At 73.0% G+C, this 15,020-nt stretch carries 16 protein-coding genes; 2 read left to right on the forward strand and 14 right to left on the reverse strand.

What is annotated here, in order from left to right; translation table 11 throughout:
• Window positions 1-286 precede the first annotated feature (286 nt).
• Window positions 287-2,098, reverse strand: a complete 1,812-nt coding sequence (ggt, locus tag ABZ883_RS23115) for a gamma-glutamyltransferase (RefSeq protein WP_360908921.1) — start codon at window positions 2,096-2,098, stop codon at window positions 287-289.
• A gap of 88 nt (window positions 2,099-2,186) precedes the next feature.
• Here ggt and ABZ883_RS23120 point away from each other — a divergent pair, with 88 nt between their 5' ends.
• A complete protein-coding gene (locus tag ABZ883_RS23120) occupies window positions 2,187-2,951 on the forward strand; it encodes a hypothetical protein (protein ID WP_360908923.1) in 765 nt (254 codons plus the stop codon).
• Window positions 2,952-2,989: 38 nt separating this feature from the next.
• Here ABZ883_RS23120 and ABZ883_RS23125 read toward each other — a convergent pair whose 3' ends face one another.
• The 4 genes from ABZ883_RS23125 to ABZ883_RS23140 all read right to left on the reverse strand — a co-directional run bounded on the left by ABZ883_RS23125 (window position 2,990) and on the right by ABZ883_RS23140 (window position 5,382).
• On the reverse strand, window positions 2,990-3,892 hold the full coding sequence (locus tag ABZ883_RS23125) for an SGNH/GDSL hydrolase family protein (protein WP_360908925.1): 903 nt from the start codon (window positions 3,890-3,892) through the stop codon (window positions 2,990-2,992).
• 165 nt (window positions 3,893-4,057) lie between these two features.
• Window positions 4,058-4,342, reverse strand: a complete 285-nt coding sequence (locus ABZ883_RS23130) for a TfoX/Sxy family DNA transformation protein (protein WP_360908927.1) — start codon at window positions 4,340-4,342, stop codon at window positions 4,058-4,060.
• A 29-nt stretch (window positions 4,343-4,371) separates the two neighbouring features.
• Window positions 4,372-4,803 carry an ATP-binding protein gene (locus ABZ883_RS23135; RefSeq protein ID WP_360908929.1) on the reverse strand — a complete coding sequence of 144 codons (432 nt, stop codon included), beginning with the start codon at window positions 4,801-4,803 and terminating at the stop codon, window positions 4,372-4,374.
• Between the two features lie 138 nt (window positions 4,804-4,941).
• Window positions 4,942-5,382 (reverse strand): DUF6278 family protein, encoded by a 441-nt coding sequence (locus ABZ883_RS23140; protein WP_360908931.1) that lies wholly within the window; start codon window positions 5,380-5,382, stop codon window positions 4,942-4,944.
• Between the two features lie 323 nt (window positions 5,383-5,705).
• On the opposite strand from ABZ883_RS23140, the gene ABZ883_RS23145 reads away from it, so the two are divergent.
• Entirely contained in the window at window positions 5,706-6,551 is an 846-nt protein-coding gene (locus ABZ883_RS23145) for a hypothetical protein (protein WP_360908933.1), read from the forward strand.
• Here ABZ883_RS23145 and ABZ883_RS23150 read toward each other — a convergent pair.
• The 9 genes from ABZ883_RS23150 to ABZ883_RS23190 all read right to left on the reverse strand — a co-directional run bounded on the left by ABZ883_RS23150 (window position 6,476) and on the right by ABZ883_RS23190 (window position 14,934).
• Window positions 6,476-7,255, reverse strand: a complete 780-nt coding sequence (locus ABZ883_RS23150; protein WP_360908935.1) for an exodeoxyribonuclease III — start codon at window positions 7,253-7,255, stop codon at window positions 6,476-6,478. The genes ABZ883_RS23145 and ABZ883_RS23150 overlap by 76 nt on opposite strands.
• Window positions 7,256-7,313: 58 nt before the next feature.
• Window positions 7,314-7,961 carry an MBL fold metallo-hydrolase gene (locus tag ABZ883_RS23155; protein ID WP_360908937.1) on the reverse strand — a complete coding sequence of 216 codons (648 nt, stop codon included), beginning with the start codon at window positions 7,959-7,961 and terminating at the stop codon, window positions 7,314-7,316.
• A 104-nt stretch (window positions 7,962-8,065) separates the two neighbouring features.
• Window positions 8,066-9,349 (reverse strand): alpha/beta fold hydrolase, encoded by a 1,284-nt coding sequence (locus ABZ883_RS23160; RefSeq protein ID WP_360908939.1) that lies wholly within the window; start codon window positions 9,347-9,349, stop codon window positions 8,066-8,068.
• A gap of 71 nt (window positions 9,350-9,420) precedes the next feature.
• On the reverse strand, window positions 9,421-9,951 hold the full coding sequence (locus ABZ883_RS23165) for a hypothetical protein (RefSeq protein ID WP_360908941.1): 531 nt from the start codon (window positions 9,949-9,951) through the stop codon (window positions 9,421-9,423).
• Window positions 9,948-11,084: an ROK family glucokinase gene (locus tag ABZ883_RS23170; RefSeq protein ID WP_360908943.1), complete on the reverse strand. Its 1,137-nt coding sequence runs from the start codon at window positions 11,082-11,084 to the stop codon at window positions 9,948-9,950. Before ABZ883_RS23170 ends, ABZ883_RS23165 begins: the two co-directional genes overlap by 4 nt.
• A gap of 205 nt (window positions 11,085-11,289) precedes the next feature.
• A complete protein-coding gene (locus ABZ883_RS23175; RefSeq protein WP_360908944.1) occupies window positions 11,290-12,069 on the reverse strand; it encodes an ATP-binding cassette domain-containing protein in 780 nt (259 codons plus the stop codon).
• Window positions 12,066-13,088 carry an ABC transporter permease gene (locus tag ABZ883_RS23180; protein ID WP_360908946.1) on the reverse strand — a complete coding sequence of 341 codons (1,023 nt, stop codon included), beginning with the start codon at window positions 13,086-13,088 and terminating at the stop codon, window positions 12,066-12,068. The genes ABZ883_RS23175 and ABZ883_RS23180 overlap by 4 nt, the downstream gene beginning before the upstream one ends.
• Complete coding sequence (locus tag ABZ883_RS23185; protein WP_360908948.1) at window positions 13,085-14,095, reverse strand: sugar ABC transporter substrate-binding protein; 1,011 nt, start codon at window positions 14,093-14,095, stop codon at window positions 13,085-13,087. Before ABZ883_RS23185 ends, ABZ883_RS23180 begins: the two co-directional genes overlap by 4 nt.
• Window positions 14,096-14,178: 83 nt before the next feature.
• Window positions 14,179-14,934: a GntR family transcriptional regulator gene (locus tag ABZ883_RS23190; protein WP_360908950.1), complete on the reverse strand. Its 756-nt coding sequence runs from the start codon at window positions 14,932-14,934 to the stop codon at window positions 14,179-14,181.
• Window positions 14,935-15,020: the final 86 nt, after the last annotated feature.

A 15,020-nucleotide genomic window follows, 5' to 3' on the forward strand; every position in this document is an offset into this window, starting at 1 on the left:
GACCGGCGGGCTGGTCTACGCACGTAGATCCGGCGGTGGGAAGAACGTAGGGCCCACTGCCCACTGTGGCAATACCGGCGCCTTTACTCAACGAAGCCGATCGGATTTCGCGACCGGACAGACCCGCTCGGCGCAGTGCGGCCGCCTCGTCGCGGCGCGGGCGCGGGGCCGGTCCACCTCCTCGGCGGAGGGGGCCGGCCGGCTCCGGCGGGGCCGCGACCGGTGCGGCCCGGCCCCTCCGCGCACTCACTCACGGCGGAGCCGCAGCACACGCCGTCACCCCCGCTCAGCGGCCGGCGCTCCGGACCACCATCGCGGAGCCGCCGCCGCGGCGGACCGGCTCGGCGGCGGCCAGCCACCGTCCGTCCGGCAGCCGCTGGACACCGGTGGCCGCGCCGATCTCGGCGCCCTCCACCAGGTTCTGTCCGAGCGCCTTGAGTTGCGCCGCCGCGGGACCGGCCAGGAACGCCGCCTCCGCCTGCGTGGTGGCGGTGTTGCGCTGACTGGCGCGCGGGGCGGCGATGGCGTCGACGAGCGGCAGGCCGCGGTCGACGTGCTCGGTCAGCACCTGGAGGACGGTGGTGATGATCGTGGCACCGCCCGGCGAGCCGAGCGCGAAGTCGACCTTGCCGTCCTTCAGCACGATCGTCGGCGAGATGGAGGAGCGCGGCCGCTTGCCGGGACCGGGCAGGTTGGGGTCGTGGACGGCGGGGTTCGCCGGCACGAAGGAGAAGTCGGTCAGCTCGTTGTTGAGCAGGAAGCCGCGGCCGGGCACGGTGATGCCGCTGCCGCCGGTCTGCTCGATGGTGAGGGTGTAGGCCACGACGCCGCCCCACTTGTCGGCGACCGTCAGGTGCGTGGTGTTCTCGCCCTCGTAGGTGGTGGGGGCGGCCGTGCCGCGCGCGCCGCAGGCGGCCGGGTGCGCGGGATCACCGGGCGCGAGCGGGCTGGTCAGCACCGCGTCGTCCTTGATCAGGCAGGCGCGCGAGTCGGCGAACCGCTGCGACAGCAGCCCGGAGGTGGGGACCTTCTCGAAGGCGGGGTCACCGACCCAGCGCCCCCGGTCGGCGAAGGAGATGCGGCTCGCCTCCAGGAAGCGGTGCAGGTACTGGGCGTCCGACAGCCGCGACAGGCTTCCGGTGCGCTCGAGGATGTTGAGCGCCTCGCCGACCGTCGTGCCGCCGGACGAGGACGGCGCGATCCCGTACACGTCCCGTCCGCGGTACGCGACCCGGGTCGGCTTCTGCACCTTCGCCCGGTACGCCGCCAGGTCGCGCGCCGTGAGGTCCCCGGGCCGTACGACGCGGGTGGCGCCGGGGCCGACGGGGGGCTTGCGGACGGTGTTGACGATGTCGGTGCCGATCTCGCCGTCGTAGAGGGCCGCGATGCCCTTGCGGCCCAACTCCTCGTAGGTGCGCGCGAGATCCGGGTTCTTGAGGGTGGAACCGACGGCGGGCAGCTGTCCGCCGGGCAGGAAGAGGGCGGCAGTGGCGGGGAAGTCCTTGAAGCGGGCGAGGTTGCCCTCGGTCTGGCTGCGGAAGGTGGCGTCGACGGTGAAGCCGGTGCGCGCGAGCCGCTCCGCGGGCTGGAGCATCTCGCCGAGGCTCCGGGTGCCCCAGGCATCGAGCGCGGTGTCCCAAGTGGCGGACGTGCCGGGGACGCCGACGCTGAGGCCGCTGGTGACGGCGGCGTCGAAGGGCAGCGGCTGCCCGTTCTCGACGAAGAGCCGGTCGGTGGCGCTGCGGGGCGCGGTCTCCCGGCCGTCGATCGTGTGGACCTTGTGGTCCCTGGGGCTGTAGTAGACGAAGTAGCCGCCGCCCCCGATGCCGGAGGAGTACGGCTCCGTGACACCCAGCGCGGCGGCGGTGGCGACCGCGGCGTCCACGGCGTTGCCGCCGCGCCGCAGGACCTCGATGCCGGCGGCCGAGGCGTCGGCGTCGACGCTGGAGACGGCGCCGCCGTAGCCGACGGCGAGCGGTGCCTTGTCCGGTGGTCCGTGATGAGCCGCCGGGCCGCCGGGCGGGGCCGCCGCGACCGACAGGGCCGCGGTGGCGGTGACGGTGAGCAGCGACAGGATCCGTGCGGCGTGACGACGCATACGTGGACCTCCACTAGGGCGACCGTTCATGCAGCGTATCCCGACCCCGGGTTCCTCGTCAGGAACACCTCAACTACCATCGCAGGCCATGAGCGACGACGTGCGCAACATCGTGCTGGGTCTGGCCGCGAGCGGCCTGAGCGCCGCACTGGGATGGTTCGTGCGCACTTATGTGTGGCGCCGCCGGCTCCGCCGCAAGCAGCGCTTCTTCGGGCTGCCCGCCGGTTCCGAGTGCCTGCTGGTGGTCAACCGCGACCCGGGCGCGCGGGAGTGGAGCGTGGCGCGTCATGACGTCTTCGCGCTCATCGAGCTCTCCGCGCTCATCAAGGAGTGCCGCGCCAACGCCGAGATCCTGCCGCACGACACCGCCTGGCAGGGCTTCGGCGCACGCACCGAGTTCTGCATCGGCGGCCCGGTCTCCAATCACCGCATGGCGGCCCACCTGCGGTCGATGCTGCCCGGCGTGGAGGTCGCCAAGGACAAGAACGGCCCCGACCAGGGCGCGCTGACGGTGGGCGGCGAGACCTACCGCATGGACAAGGGCACCACCGAGTACGTCCTGCTGGCCCGGCTCGCCGCGGACGAGAACACCGGCAACAGCCGCCCGGTCTTCCTGGCCTCGGGCCAGCGCGCGGTCACCAACCAGGCGGCGGTGCGCTACCTGGCACGCCACTACGGCCGGCTCACCCGCAAGTACGGCGTCAACGGCACGTTCTGCCTGCTGCTGAAGGTCGTCAACTCGCAGGCGTACGGACCGGACGTCGTGGAGATCGTCTCGGACGTCACCCGGGCCGCCACCACGCCGGTCGCCCGCCCGGAGGCCGCGCCCGTGGCGGCCGCCGCCACGGAATGATCATGTGACGGACGGCCCGACGACGGGAGTGGCCCGCCTCACCGGTGGACGTGCAGACGGGCCAGGACCGCGGCCGCCATGGCCTGCTCGCCGAGGGCGTTGGGGTGGGCGGGGGCGGCCGGTGCGGCGGGGGTGAGCGGCTCGATCCAGCGCACGCCGGGGGCGGTGCACATGTCGTGCCCGACCGTCGGGGTGTAGGTGTCCACGTAGGTCGCGTGAGCGGCCTTCGCACGGCGGGCGAGCATCGCGTTCAGCCGCTTCTCGGTGTCGCGCAGGTAGGCGAAGTCCCCGTCCGCGAAGGGCACCGCCGGACGGCAGCCGATGCCGCTGTCGGGGAGCAGGGCCGGATAGCCGACGACCACGACACGGGCGTGCGGGGCGCGGCGGTGGACGGCGCCCAGGACCGCGTCGATCTTCGGCGCGGTGGCGTCGATCGCCGCGCGCAACTGGTCGCTGCCGCCGGAGGAGTAGAACCGCTGACAGGGATTGCCCGTGGGATCACCGAGCGCGGCCCCGGCGCAGGTCCGGATGATGCTGCCGAAACCGACGTCGTTGCCGCCGATCTGCAGTGTGACCAGGGACGTCCGGCGGGACAGGGCGTCCAGCTGCGGCGGATTGGTGCCCTGGGCCTTCCACATCTCGGCGGTGGTGGCACCGCCGCAGCTCACGTCGGTGAGCTCGGCACCACGCAGCCGCGCGGCCACCAGTGAGGGGTAATTGCGGTTGGAGCGGGCACAGTTGAGATCCACCTGAGTGGGGATCAGCGGCCCGGAGGTGTAGGAGTCGCCGAGCGCGACATAGGCGGCGCGGTGACCGTGACCGTGACCCGGCCCGTGACCGCCACCCCCGTGCGCGGCGGCCGGCACCGCGCTCCCCGCCGTGAGGACGAGTGCGGCCGCGGCCGCCGCGACACCCAGGATCGACGCACGTCCGACAGCCATCGGGCCCTCCCCCTGTCAACGCTGACGGTTCAGACTCGACGCGGGGCGAGGCGAAAGTCAATGACTGTGCGGGAAGTGCACCGAGCGCCGTCCGCCTGGTGCGGCGCCCGGCGCGCGGCCCGGGGCCGGTCCGCCGCACACAGGGGGCGCGGGGGGACCCGGGCGCTACTGGCTCCCCGCGGTGGCGTCGGCGTGCCCCTCCCCCAGGACCTTCCCGGCGAGCGCGTCCCGCTCGGGCTTGGGGATGGCGGTCCAGCGGGTGCCGCGGATCGCGCCCTCCAGGGCGAACAGGGTGTGGCTGCGGGCGTCCTCGGGAAGGTCCCCGCGGATCATCGCGAAGGCACGTCCCGCCCCGAGGCGCCGGAGCTCGTCGGCGTCCGTCACGCCGACACGGCGGAGGCGCTCCGCCAGTACAGCTCCGATGTTGGGCATCTGCTGCAGGGAGTCCATGACCTCATCATGCACCTCCCGACGCCCCGTCAGACGGCGATCTCGGCCCAGACACGCTTGCCGGCCGGGAGAAGCTCGGTGCCCCGGCGGAAGCTGAGGGACGAGACGGCCTGCAGTCCGCTGCCGTCCTCCGGGCAGGTGGGAGGCGGCCCGGTGAGCCTCGGGCAGGGCAGCGCACGCGACCCGTCACGCACCGGCAGATGGACCAGGGAGAGCCTCCGCCACAGCGTGATGCCCACGTGGCGGCCCCCGGCGTGCCGCACGGCGTTGCCGACGAGTTCCGCGAGGACGGCCTCGGCGGTCTCCAGCAGGTGCCCGAGCCCCCAGCTGTCGAGGACCGCCGCGAGCAGCCGCCGGGCATGGGCCGCCGCGAGCTCGTCGCAGGGGACGCAGACCTCGCCGAGGGGCGCGCGGGCCCGCGGCGCGCCGTGCGGTTCGGCGCGCCGTTCGCGGGCGTTCACGCGGTCCCGGGAACCGGCGGCCGGCGCGCCCGGGCCGCGGGCGGGGGCGAGGCTCGGGACGGGTGGTCTCGTGGCCGCTTCCTCGAGGCCGTGCTCGGCGGGGCGGAACGCGTCACCCGACGTCCCTCACCGGCGGGCCTACGGCTCCGAGGCCTCCGCGTACACCTGCGACAGCTCCGGAGTGCCGCCCTCGGCCCACTCGTGGCCGGCCTCGACGACGTCCAGTTCGCGTCCGGAGGCGAGCATCACCACGGGCCTGCCGTTGGGCCAGATCTGCCAGGCGGCACCCGGCACCGTGCGCACGATGACCGTGCCGAGGTAGAGCCCGGCGTCGTTGCCGAGCCAGGTGAGCTCGTCGGGATCGTCGCGCCAGCGCGGCTGCAACTGGTCGATGCTCTCCAGCGACCTGGCGGTGTCGTCGAGCACGACCCCCTCGGACTCGGCACGGGCGCGCAGCAGCTCGCATTCGGCCAGTAGTTCACCCACACCCTCGGGATCGTCCACGACCGGCCCCGTCAGGGCCGTGCCCACGACCTCGCCGTACTTTTTGCGCCACTTGTCGAGGAACGAGATCTCCATGCAGGTCAGCGTATGCCGTCCGCGCGAAAAGCCGGGCGGTGATGGAGTACTCCTTCATCAAAGTCTCGTGCACAGTCCGTGTCGAGCGCTCCTCGAACGCGTATCACCCCCCGGGAGCGATCCGCCGGATGGCCCGCATCCGACTCCGGTCGGGTGATTCCCGCGGCACCACGACCGGTCCCGAAGGGCCGCGTCCCGCTTCCACGACCACGGTGCGGGCGGGGTCCGTCCGGGGCCGCGGGAGGACGGCAACGGCACACCGCACACGATCCGTTGCCGCACAATACGTAGCGTGAGAACCCCGGTGCGAGAAGGGGCACGGGATGTCCGATGAACGGGAGGCCGCCCTGCGGACGGCCGACCGCGCCTGGCGCCTGCTCGAGGAACTGGCGGAACGCGCACCGGGAGCGGTGCGGCTGACCCCCGGCGCCGGCGAGCGCGAGATCGACGGCTGGGGCGTGCCGCTGCCGCCTGAGGCGCGCCGCCTGGTGGGCCGGGTCCGGGCGGTCAGGATCGGCGGGCGGGAGGAGTACCGCTTCGCGCCGGAAGGGGGACTGGCCGCGGGCGACTGGGCGGTAGGGCCGCCGGGCTCGGCGCATCTGCTGCACGAGGCGGGCCAGGACACGCTCTTCGTCGACGTGGACACGGTCACCGGTGCCTGGGGGCGCGTGTTCGCCGCGACCGGGGTGTTCCAGGAGACCTGGGCCTACGTCGCGCCGTCCCTGGTCTCCTGGGTGACCGCGCTCGCGTCCGCGGGACTGGCCGCCTTGGAGCGCACCGGCGCGCAGGGCACCGACGGCCGCGGCCCCTCGGACGACGCCGGCGTGCTGGAACGGCTGGCCGAGGCCTCCCACGTCGTCTCCTACCGGCCCGACCTGCGCGGCACCCCGGCCGTCGACGCTCGCCCCGGCGCCGACCCGGAACTGGCCGACGTCCTGGCGGGACTGCCGGACCAGGCGCCGGTGGTGGACCTGCGCGAGGTGGCCGCACCGGTCACCCTGCACCTGCCCTGCCCGCCGGGGCTGCCCGGCGACTGGGTGGAGTTCCAGCGCCGGAACGGCGGCCGCTTCGCGGTAGGGATGCCCCGCAGCGGTCAGACGTCGAGGTCGACGACCACGGGGGCGTGGTCGGAGGCGCCCTTGCCCTTGCGCTCCTCGCGGTCGACGTAGGCGTCGCTCACGGCCTTGGTGAACGGCTGGTTCGCGTAGACCAGGTCGATGCGCATGCCGCGGTTCTTGGGGAAGGCCAACTGGCGGTAGTCCCAGTAGGTGTAGGGGCGGTCGTACTTGAGCGGGCGGGGCACCACGTCGCTCAGGCCCGCCTCGCGCAGGCTCGCCAGCGCCTCCCGCTCGGCCGGGGTGACGTGCGTCATCCCCTCGAAGACCGAGGGGTCCCAGACGTCCTCGTCAGTGGGCGCCACGTTGTAGTCCCCGAGGACGGCGAAGGGGCGCTCGCCCGCCGCGTCCTTGGCGACGGCGCTGCGCAGCGCCTCGAACCAGCGCAGCTTGTAGGCGTAGTGGTCGTGTCCGACCTCCCGGCCGTTGGGCACGTAGACCGACCAGACGCGGACCGCGCCGCAGGTGGCCGACACCGCGCGGGGCTCCTCGGCGTCCTCGTACAGCGGACCGCCGGGCAGGCCGACGACGACGTCCGCCAGGCCGACGCGGGAGAGCAGCGCCACCCCGTTCCACCGGCCGGTGGCGTTGACGGCGGTCTCGTAACCGAGGGCGCGCAGCTCGTCGAAGGGGAACTGCGCCTCGGCGCACTTGGTCTCCTGGACGCACAGCACGTCCGGGCTGTTCTGCTCCAGCCAGGCGAGCAGCCGCGGCAGGCGGGCGGTGATGGAGTTGACGTTCCAGGTGGCGATGCGCATGGCACCGAATCTACCGCCCGCCTCCGACAACCGGCCCCGCCCGCCGCCGCGCGGGGCGTCAGCCCAGCTCGACGCTCTCCCCGGGAGCCAGCCGGCCGTGCCCGGCGCCGCCCACACCCGGGCCGCCGGGGCCGAGCAGGCGGTCGTAGAGGGTGCTGCCCAGGTCGCTGAGCAGGGCGTCGTGAACGTCGAGGGCCCGGGCCGGCTTGAGCTCGCGCAGGTAGTCGATCACCTCGGAGACCTTGTTCCACGGGGCGTGCACCGGCAGCAGCACGGTCTCGACGGAACGGCCGGGGACGGTGAGCGCGTCACCGGGGTGGAAGACGGTGCCGTCCAGCAGGAACCCGACGTTGGTGATCCGCGGGATGTCCGGGTGGATCACCGCGTGGAGCTGCCCGTGCACCTCGATGTCGAAGCCCGCGGCGCTGAAGGTGTCGCCCTCGCCGACGGTGTGCACCCGGCCGGGGAAGGCGGCGGAGACCTGGTCGGCGACGCTCTTCAGCGTCCAGATCTCGCATCCAGGATCGGCCTCCAGCGCGGCGCGCAGTTGCTCCTCGCTGAAGTGGTCGGCGTGCTCGTGGGTGACGAGGACCGCCTCCGCCCCGGCCGCGGCCCGCGGCTCGGTGAAGCCGCCGGGGTCGATGACGAGCGCCCGCCCGTCCTTCTCCAGCCGGACGCAGGCGTGGCCCTTCTTCGTCAGTTTCATGACTCTCCTCCGCGGCGGTGATCCTTTGCATGGCCATCATGGCCGAGGCCGGGCGCCCCGTCCCGGTGCGGGAGGTGATGGGGTCAGGGGCGCCGCGCGCGGTCTCACTCCCCCGGGCGAGTCTCCTCCCGCATCACCTGTCGCGCCACCGTGAAGGCGGCGCCCGCGGCCGGGACCCCGCAGTGCACGGCGGTCTGCAGCAGCACTTCCTCGATCTCCGCGGGGCTCAGCCCGTTGCGCAGCGCCGCCCGGATGTGACTGGCGAGGTCGTCCAGGTGGCCGCCGGCGACCAGCGCGGTCAGGCTGACCACGCTGCGGGTGCGGCGGTCGAGCCCGGGGCGGTTCCAGACCTCGCCCCAGGCGTAGCGGGTGACGAAGTCCTCGAAGTCGACGCCGAAGCCGTCGGCCTGCTCGGCGGCCCGGTCGACGTGGGCGTCGCCCAGCACCTCGCGGCGGATGCGGTCGCCGTCGCCGTAGGCGCCCGCGGCGCCCTGGGGTGCACCGCCGGCGACGGGGGCGGTCGGGGCCGGTGCCTGGGCCGCGGGCGCGACAGGCCCGGTCGGCGCGGCGGGGGCCGGTGCCGTGGCGTATCCGGCCGCCGGTTCGGCCCAGGCCGACTCGAAGTGGCGGACCAGCAGCTCGGTGACCGCTCCGGGCTGCTCGACCGGCACCAGGTGCGAGGCGCCGGGGACGACCGCGAGCCGCGCGTCGGTTATCCCGGCCACCAGCGCCCTGGCGTCGGCGGGGGGCGTGACGGGGTCCTCGGCGCCGTTCAGCACCAGCGCCGGGACGGCGATCCGGTCGAGGTCCGCGCGGACGTCGTGGGAGGCGAGCGCCTCGCAGGCGGCGACGTAGCACTCGGGGTCGGTGCTGCGCACCATCTGCACGGCCCAGTCGACGATAGCCGTCTGCGCGGTGCGGAACGCGTCGGCGAACCAGCGCTCCGGGGCGCTCTGGGCGATCTGGTCCAGCCCGTTGGCGCGGACGATCACACCGCGCTGCCGCCAGGCGTCGGGGGTGCCGTAGCGGGCGGCCGAGGAGATCAGCGCCAGGGAGGCCACGCGGTGCGGGGCGCGCAGCGCGAGCTGGGTGCCGACCGCGCCGCCGAAGGAGCAGCCGGCGTAGCCGAAGCGCTCGATCCCGGCCTGGTCCAGGGTGCGCAGCAGCCGGTCGGCGAGTTCGGCGGTCGACACCGACGGCTGGGCGGGAGCGCCGCCGTGTCCCGGCAGGTCGTACCGCAGGACGCGCCACTGGCGCGTCAGCTCGGGAACCTGCCGGTCCCACATGTGCCACGTGGTGCCGAGTGAGGGGCCGAGGACAAGGACCGGGGCGTCCTCGGGGCCGTCGAAGCGGTACTGGAGGGTCTGCGGGGTCTGCTCGTCGCTCACGATTGTCACGCTATCGAGCGAACGGCCGAGCGGTGCCACCGCCCCCCGCCCGGCCGTTCCCGGCACACGCGTCAGGCGAAGTCCATGGTGGAGACGACGTAGACGACGGGCGCGTCCGGGCTCGTCAGGTCGACCGTGATGTCGTGGTCGGGCTTGTCGCCGTGCTGCTGGAGCCGTGTCCCGGCCCAGTGCTGCCCGGAGCCGAACGCCCAGCGCACGGTGCTCGCCTGCTTGCGGCTCACCGTGACCTCGCCGTCCTTGAGCGCGGCGCGGCTGCTCCCCACCTGGGCGAGGAACGTGTCGAGTCCGCCCTGACTGGTGGTGAACTGCACATAGAGCGAGCTGGCCGCCCAGTTGTTGGTCTCCAGGAACGCCACGGGGCGCGACCGGGGCGGGATCGGCACGTCGTAGATGCGGCGCTGCACCTTGGTGGGCCACGTGTAGGTGAGGGTGGTGGCCGCGGCCAGCTTCTGCTTCTGCTCGCCTCCGTCGCGGCTCTGCTCCGCGGAGATGAGCACGTAGAAGACGGGCACGACGATCAGCAGCGGGACGACCGTCCACTGCACCCAGCGGGGCGGCTTCCTCAAGGGGGGACTGCTCACTTGCCGACAACCTTCGCGTAGCGCTCGTACCGCTCGACCCGGCGGCGGTTGGCCCGCCGGAAGCGACGGGCCACCAGCCGTGCCAGGTCCGCGGCGCCGACCATCCCGGCCTCGGGGCCGAGTTGCGCCTTGACGATACGCGCTTCGGGGCGGTAGCCACGCCCGGTCAGGTGCCGCCGGAAGGCGTCCCGGGCGGGGGCGATGAGCAGATCGTCGGCCGCGCTGACGCCGCCGCCGATGACGAAGCAGGAAGGGTCCAGGGCAGCGGCGAGATTGGCGATGCCGACGCCCAGCCACTGGCCGATCTCCTGGAAGAGCTCGACGCACATCGCGTCACCCTCACGGGCGAGCTCCGTGATGAGCGGACCGGTGATCTCCCGCACCTGGCCGCCGACCCGGTCGATGATCCCGTGCGCGACCGGCGAGTCCGCCGCGGCCAGTTCGCGGGCCTCGCGCACCAGGGCGTTGCCCGAGCTGTACTGCTCCCAGCAGCCGCGGTTGCCGCAGGCGCACCGGTGGCCGCCCGGCACCACCTGCATGTGGCCGAACTCCCCGGCCACCCCGTAGCGGCCGCGCTTGACGTGGCCGTCCTCCAGAATCGCGCCGCCGATGCCGGTGCCGAGCGTGATCATGACGAGGTCGCTGTCGCCGCGGCCCGCGCCGAAGCGCCATTCGGCCCAGGCGGCGGTATTGGCGTCGTTGTCCACCATGACCGGGACGCGCAGGCGCTCGGTGAGGCGGTCCTTGAGCGGCTCGTCCCGCCAGGCCAGGTGCGGCGCGAAGAGCACCCGGGAGCGGTCGGCGTCGACCCAGCCGGCCGCGCCGATGCCGACGGCGTGCACATCGTGGCGCTCCGACAGGTCGAGGACGAGTTCGGTGATGGTGTCCTCGACGACCTTCGGGCTCTTGCTCTTGTCCGGGGTCTCGGTGCGCAGCTTCTCCAGGATGTTGCCGTCCGCGTCGACGACGCCGGCCATCACCTTGGTGCCGCCGATGTCGATGCCGACGGTCGGCACGCGCGGGGCGGTGAGGTGCGAACGCCGCTCGCGCCGTCCCACGGTGCTCAGAAGGGTGGAGCTGCTGGAGGATCGCGCGGAACCGCTGCGGTACGCGCGCTCACGGTACGTGCTCATCGGTTCACCGCCGCTTTTCCGGTCCGGGGCTGCTGCTCGGTCGCTCGCAAGGCTCGTCTCTCCGGCGGTCGGGGGTGGGTCCACTGTGATTCTAAGTGGGGGGCGCGCGGCGCTTCGGGGGGCCGCCCCTCACGCTGCGCGACCCCCGCACGGTGCTTCTGCCCCGCCGGTGCGCCCGCAGCGCGCCAGGGGGCGGACAGCTGCGTCAGCCGGCGGGGCGGCGCAGCTCGTGCGCCAGCGCTTCGAGGTCGCTGCCCCCCGCCATCTCCCGGGTGAGGTCGTCCAGCGAGATGCCGTCCTTGGCGTACGCGCCGGACACCGTGCCGCGGCGCAGGAGGACGAACCGGTCGCCGACGAGGTGGGCGTGGTGCGGGTTGTGCGTGATGAGCACCACGCCGAGCCCCGCGTCCCGCGCGGCGGCGACGTACTTGAGCACCACGCCCGACTGCTTGACGCCGAGCGCCGCCGTGGGCTCGTCCAGGATCAGCACCTTCGCGCCGAAGTGGACCGCCCGCGCGATGGCGACGGACTGCCGCTGGCCGCCCGAAAGCGTGCCGATGGGCCGGTCGACGTCGGGCAGGTCGATGCCCATGCGCAGCAGTTCGGCGCGGGTGGTGGCGCGCATGGTGGCGACGTCGAGCCGCTTGAAGGGGCCCCGGCCGACACGCGGCTCCGAGCCGAGGAAGAAGTTGCGCCAGACCGGCATGAGCGACACGACGGCGAGGTCCTGGTAGACCGTGGCGATGCCTCGGTCCAGGGCTTCGCGCGGCGAGGTGTGGCGGACCGCCTCGCCCTCGATCTCGTAGGTGCCGGTGTCGTGCTGGTGCAGCCCCGCGATGATCTTGATGAGGGTGGACTTGCCCGCGCCGTTGTCACCGAGGACGCAGGTGATCTCCCCCGCGTGGACCTCCAGCGAGACGTCCTCCAGTGCGCGGACGCGGCCGTACGACTTGCCGACGCCGGTCAGCTTCACCAGGGGGGTCACTTGGCCGCCTCCGCCCGCTTGCGCACCCACGCGTTCAGCAGCGTCGCCAGGAGCAGCATCGCGCCGAGGAAGAACTTGAACCAGTCCGGGTTCCACTGCGCGTACACGATGCCCTTGCTCGTCATGCCGAAGATGAACGCCCCCACTGCCGACCCGATGGCGGAGCCGTGGCCGCCGGTCATCAGGCAGCCGCCGATGACCGCGGCGATGATGTACAGGAACTCGTTGCCGACGCCCTCCCCCGACTGCACCACGTCGAAGGAGAACAGCAGGTGCTGCCCGGAGATCCACGCGCACAGGGCGACGGCCATGTACAGCCCGATCTTGGTGCGGGCGACGGGGACGCCGACCGCGCGGGCCGCGTCGGGGTTGCCCCCCGAGGCGAAGATCCAGTTGCCGGCGCGGGTGCGCAGCAGCACCCAGGTGGCGAGCGCCACCAGGGCCACCCACCAGGCGATGGTGACCTGGAGGTCCACGTCGCCGATCGTCAGGTGCGAGGCGAACAGGGCCCGTGCGGAGGAGAAGCCCTCCATGTCGGCGATGGACTTGGTGCTGACCGTGCCGTCGATGAGCTTGGTCAGGCCCAGGTTCGCGCCCGTGAGCATCAGGAAGGTGCCGAGCGTGACGATGAAGCTGGGCAGCTTCGTGCGCACGAGCAGGTAGCCGTTGAGGAAGCCGATGGCGAGGGTGGTCAGCAGGGAGACGCCGACGCCGACCCAGGCGTTGGCCGTCATCTGGTAGCTGAACATCGACGACACCAGGGCCGAGCTGGTGACCAGGACGCCCGCCGAGAGGTCGAACTCGCCGCCGATCATGAGCAGCGCGACCGGTACGGCCATGATCCCGATGGTGGACGCGGCGTACAGGATGGTGCCGAGGCTCTCGGGCCGCACAAAGGAGTCGGCGGACACCGCGAAGAAGACGAAGACCGCCGCGGCGCCCACCACGGCGCCCAGTTCGGGGCGGCCCAGCAGGCGCTGGGCCGGCCCGCGCGGCGGCAGAAGGGTGTCCGCGCTCACCTGGTGCCCCGCTTCGCGTAGTCCTCCAGTGCCGCCGCGTCGTCCTTGGTGACGATCTGCGGCCCGGTGAGGACCGGCTTGCCGCCGCCGAGGACGTCGGCGTTGTAGCGGTTGAGCCACAGCAGGTCGATCGCCTCGTAGCCCTGGAGGTAGGGCTGCTGGTCGACGGCGAAGCCGATGGTGCCGGCCTTCAGGGAGGCGGCGACCTGGGCGTTGAGGTCGAAGGTGTCGACCTCCGCCTTGCTGCCGGCCTGCTCCTTGGCCTTGGCCGCGGTGGCTGCGAAGGGCGCCCCCAGGGTGACGACGGCGTCCACCGAGGGGTCGGACTGGAGCTTGGCCTGGAGGGCGGACTGGACGTCGGGCATGTTGGTGCCGTTGACGTACAGGTTCTCCGTGGTGCCCTTGAAGGTGCTCTTCACGCCCGCGCAGCGCTGCTCGTGGCCGACGTTGCCCTGCTCGTGCAGGACGCACAGGACGTGCTTCATGCCACGGGTGGTGAGCTCGTCGCCGACGGCCTCACCGGCGATGGTCTCGTCCTGGCCGATGTGGGCGAGGGCGCCGTACTCCTTGGACTCCGCGGAGCCGGAGTTGATGGTGATGACCGGGATGCCGGCCTTCTCCGCCTTCAGCACGACGTCCTTCATGGCCTCCGGCTTGGCGAGCGTGACGACCAGGCCGTCGACGTGCTGGTCGATGGCCGTCTGGACGAGCTGCGCCTGGTCCTTGCCCTGGTCGCTGCTGGAGTACAGGAACGTGATGTTGTCCTTGGCCGCGGCCTGCTTGGCGCCCTTCTGGACGATGTCCCAGAAGGTGTCGCCCGCCCCCGCGTGGGTGACCATGGCGATCTTCCACCGCGGGGTGTCGACGGCCGAGCCGTTGGCCCGGGCCTCCTTGGCGCGCTGCTCCGCGCGCAGACCGCCGGTGCTGCTGCAGCCCGCGATCGTCGCCCCGATGGCCACGGTCAGTAGCGCGCCGAGCACGCGCCTCCCGGTGTTCGCCCTCTCCACCTGGTGCCTTCCCTGCCGAATCCTGGAAAGGACCCAGTATCCGTCACGCGGAGCAATGCTCTGCCCCAGGCGTGACGGATCCCTCAGGCGCGGACGAGCAGCTGGAACTCGAACGCGTAGCGGGAGGCGCGGTAGATGTGCGTGCCGTACTCGACGGCGCGCCCGGTGTCGTCGTACGTCGTACGGCTCATGGTCAGCAGCGCCGCGCCCGGTTCCTCCCCGAGCAGTTCGCCCTCCTCCTCGGTGGCGGAGCGGGCGCCGACGGACTGGCGGGCGCTGTGCAGGGTGATGCCGGCCGCGCGCATCATCCGGTAGAGGCCGGTCGACTCCAGCCGGGCGGTGTCCAGGTCGATGAGCCCGGGCGGCAGGTAGTTGCACATGTGCGCCATCGGCTCGCCATGGGTGAGGCGCAGCCGGTGCAGGACGCGGACCTCGCTGCCCTCGGCGACACCGAGCGCGGCGGCGACCTCGGCGGAGGCCGGCACGGCCTCGTTGCGCAGCACCCGGGTGGCGGGGCTCTGGCCGGCCGCCTGGAGGTCGTCGAAGAGGCTGCTCAGCTCCAGTGGGCGCTTGACCTGGCTGTGCACGACCTGGGTGCCCACGCCGCGGCGGCGCACCAGCAGCCCCTTGTCGACGAGGGACTGGATGGCCTGGCGGACGGTCGGCCGCGACAGGCCGAGGCGTCCGGCGAGTTCGATCTCGTTGCCGAGCAGACTGCCCGGGGCGAGCCGACCGTGCTCGATGGCGCCCTCCAGCTGCTGGGCGAGCTGGTAGTACAGCGGCACCGGGCTCGAGCGGTCCACCTCGAACTCGAGCGGCGCGGACTCTGCTTTGGACACAGGGGGAGCGTATCCGCCGCTCTCGGCCTCAGGAAACTCTGACATCACATTGTCCGAACATGCGAGTCCGCGCCTTCTCGAAGGGC

The sequence above is a fragment of the Streptomyces sp. NPDC046977 genome, from assembly GCF_040644455.1.
GTDB lineage: Bacteria > Actinomycetota > Actinomycetes > Streptomycetales > Streptomycetaceae > Actinacidiphila.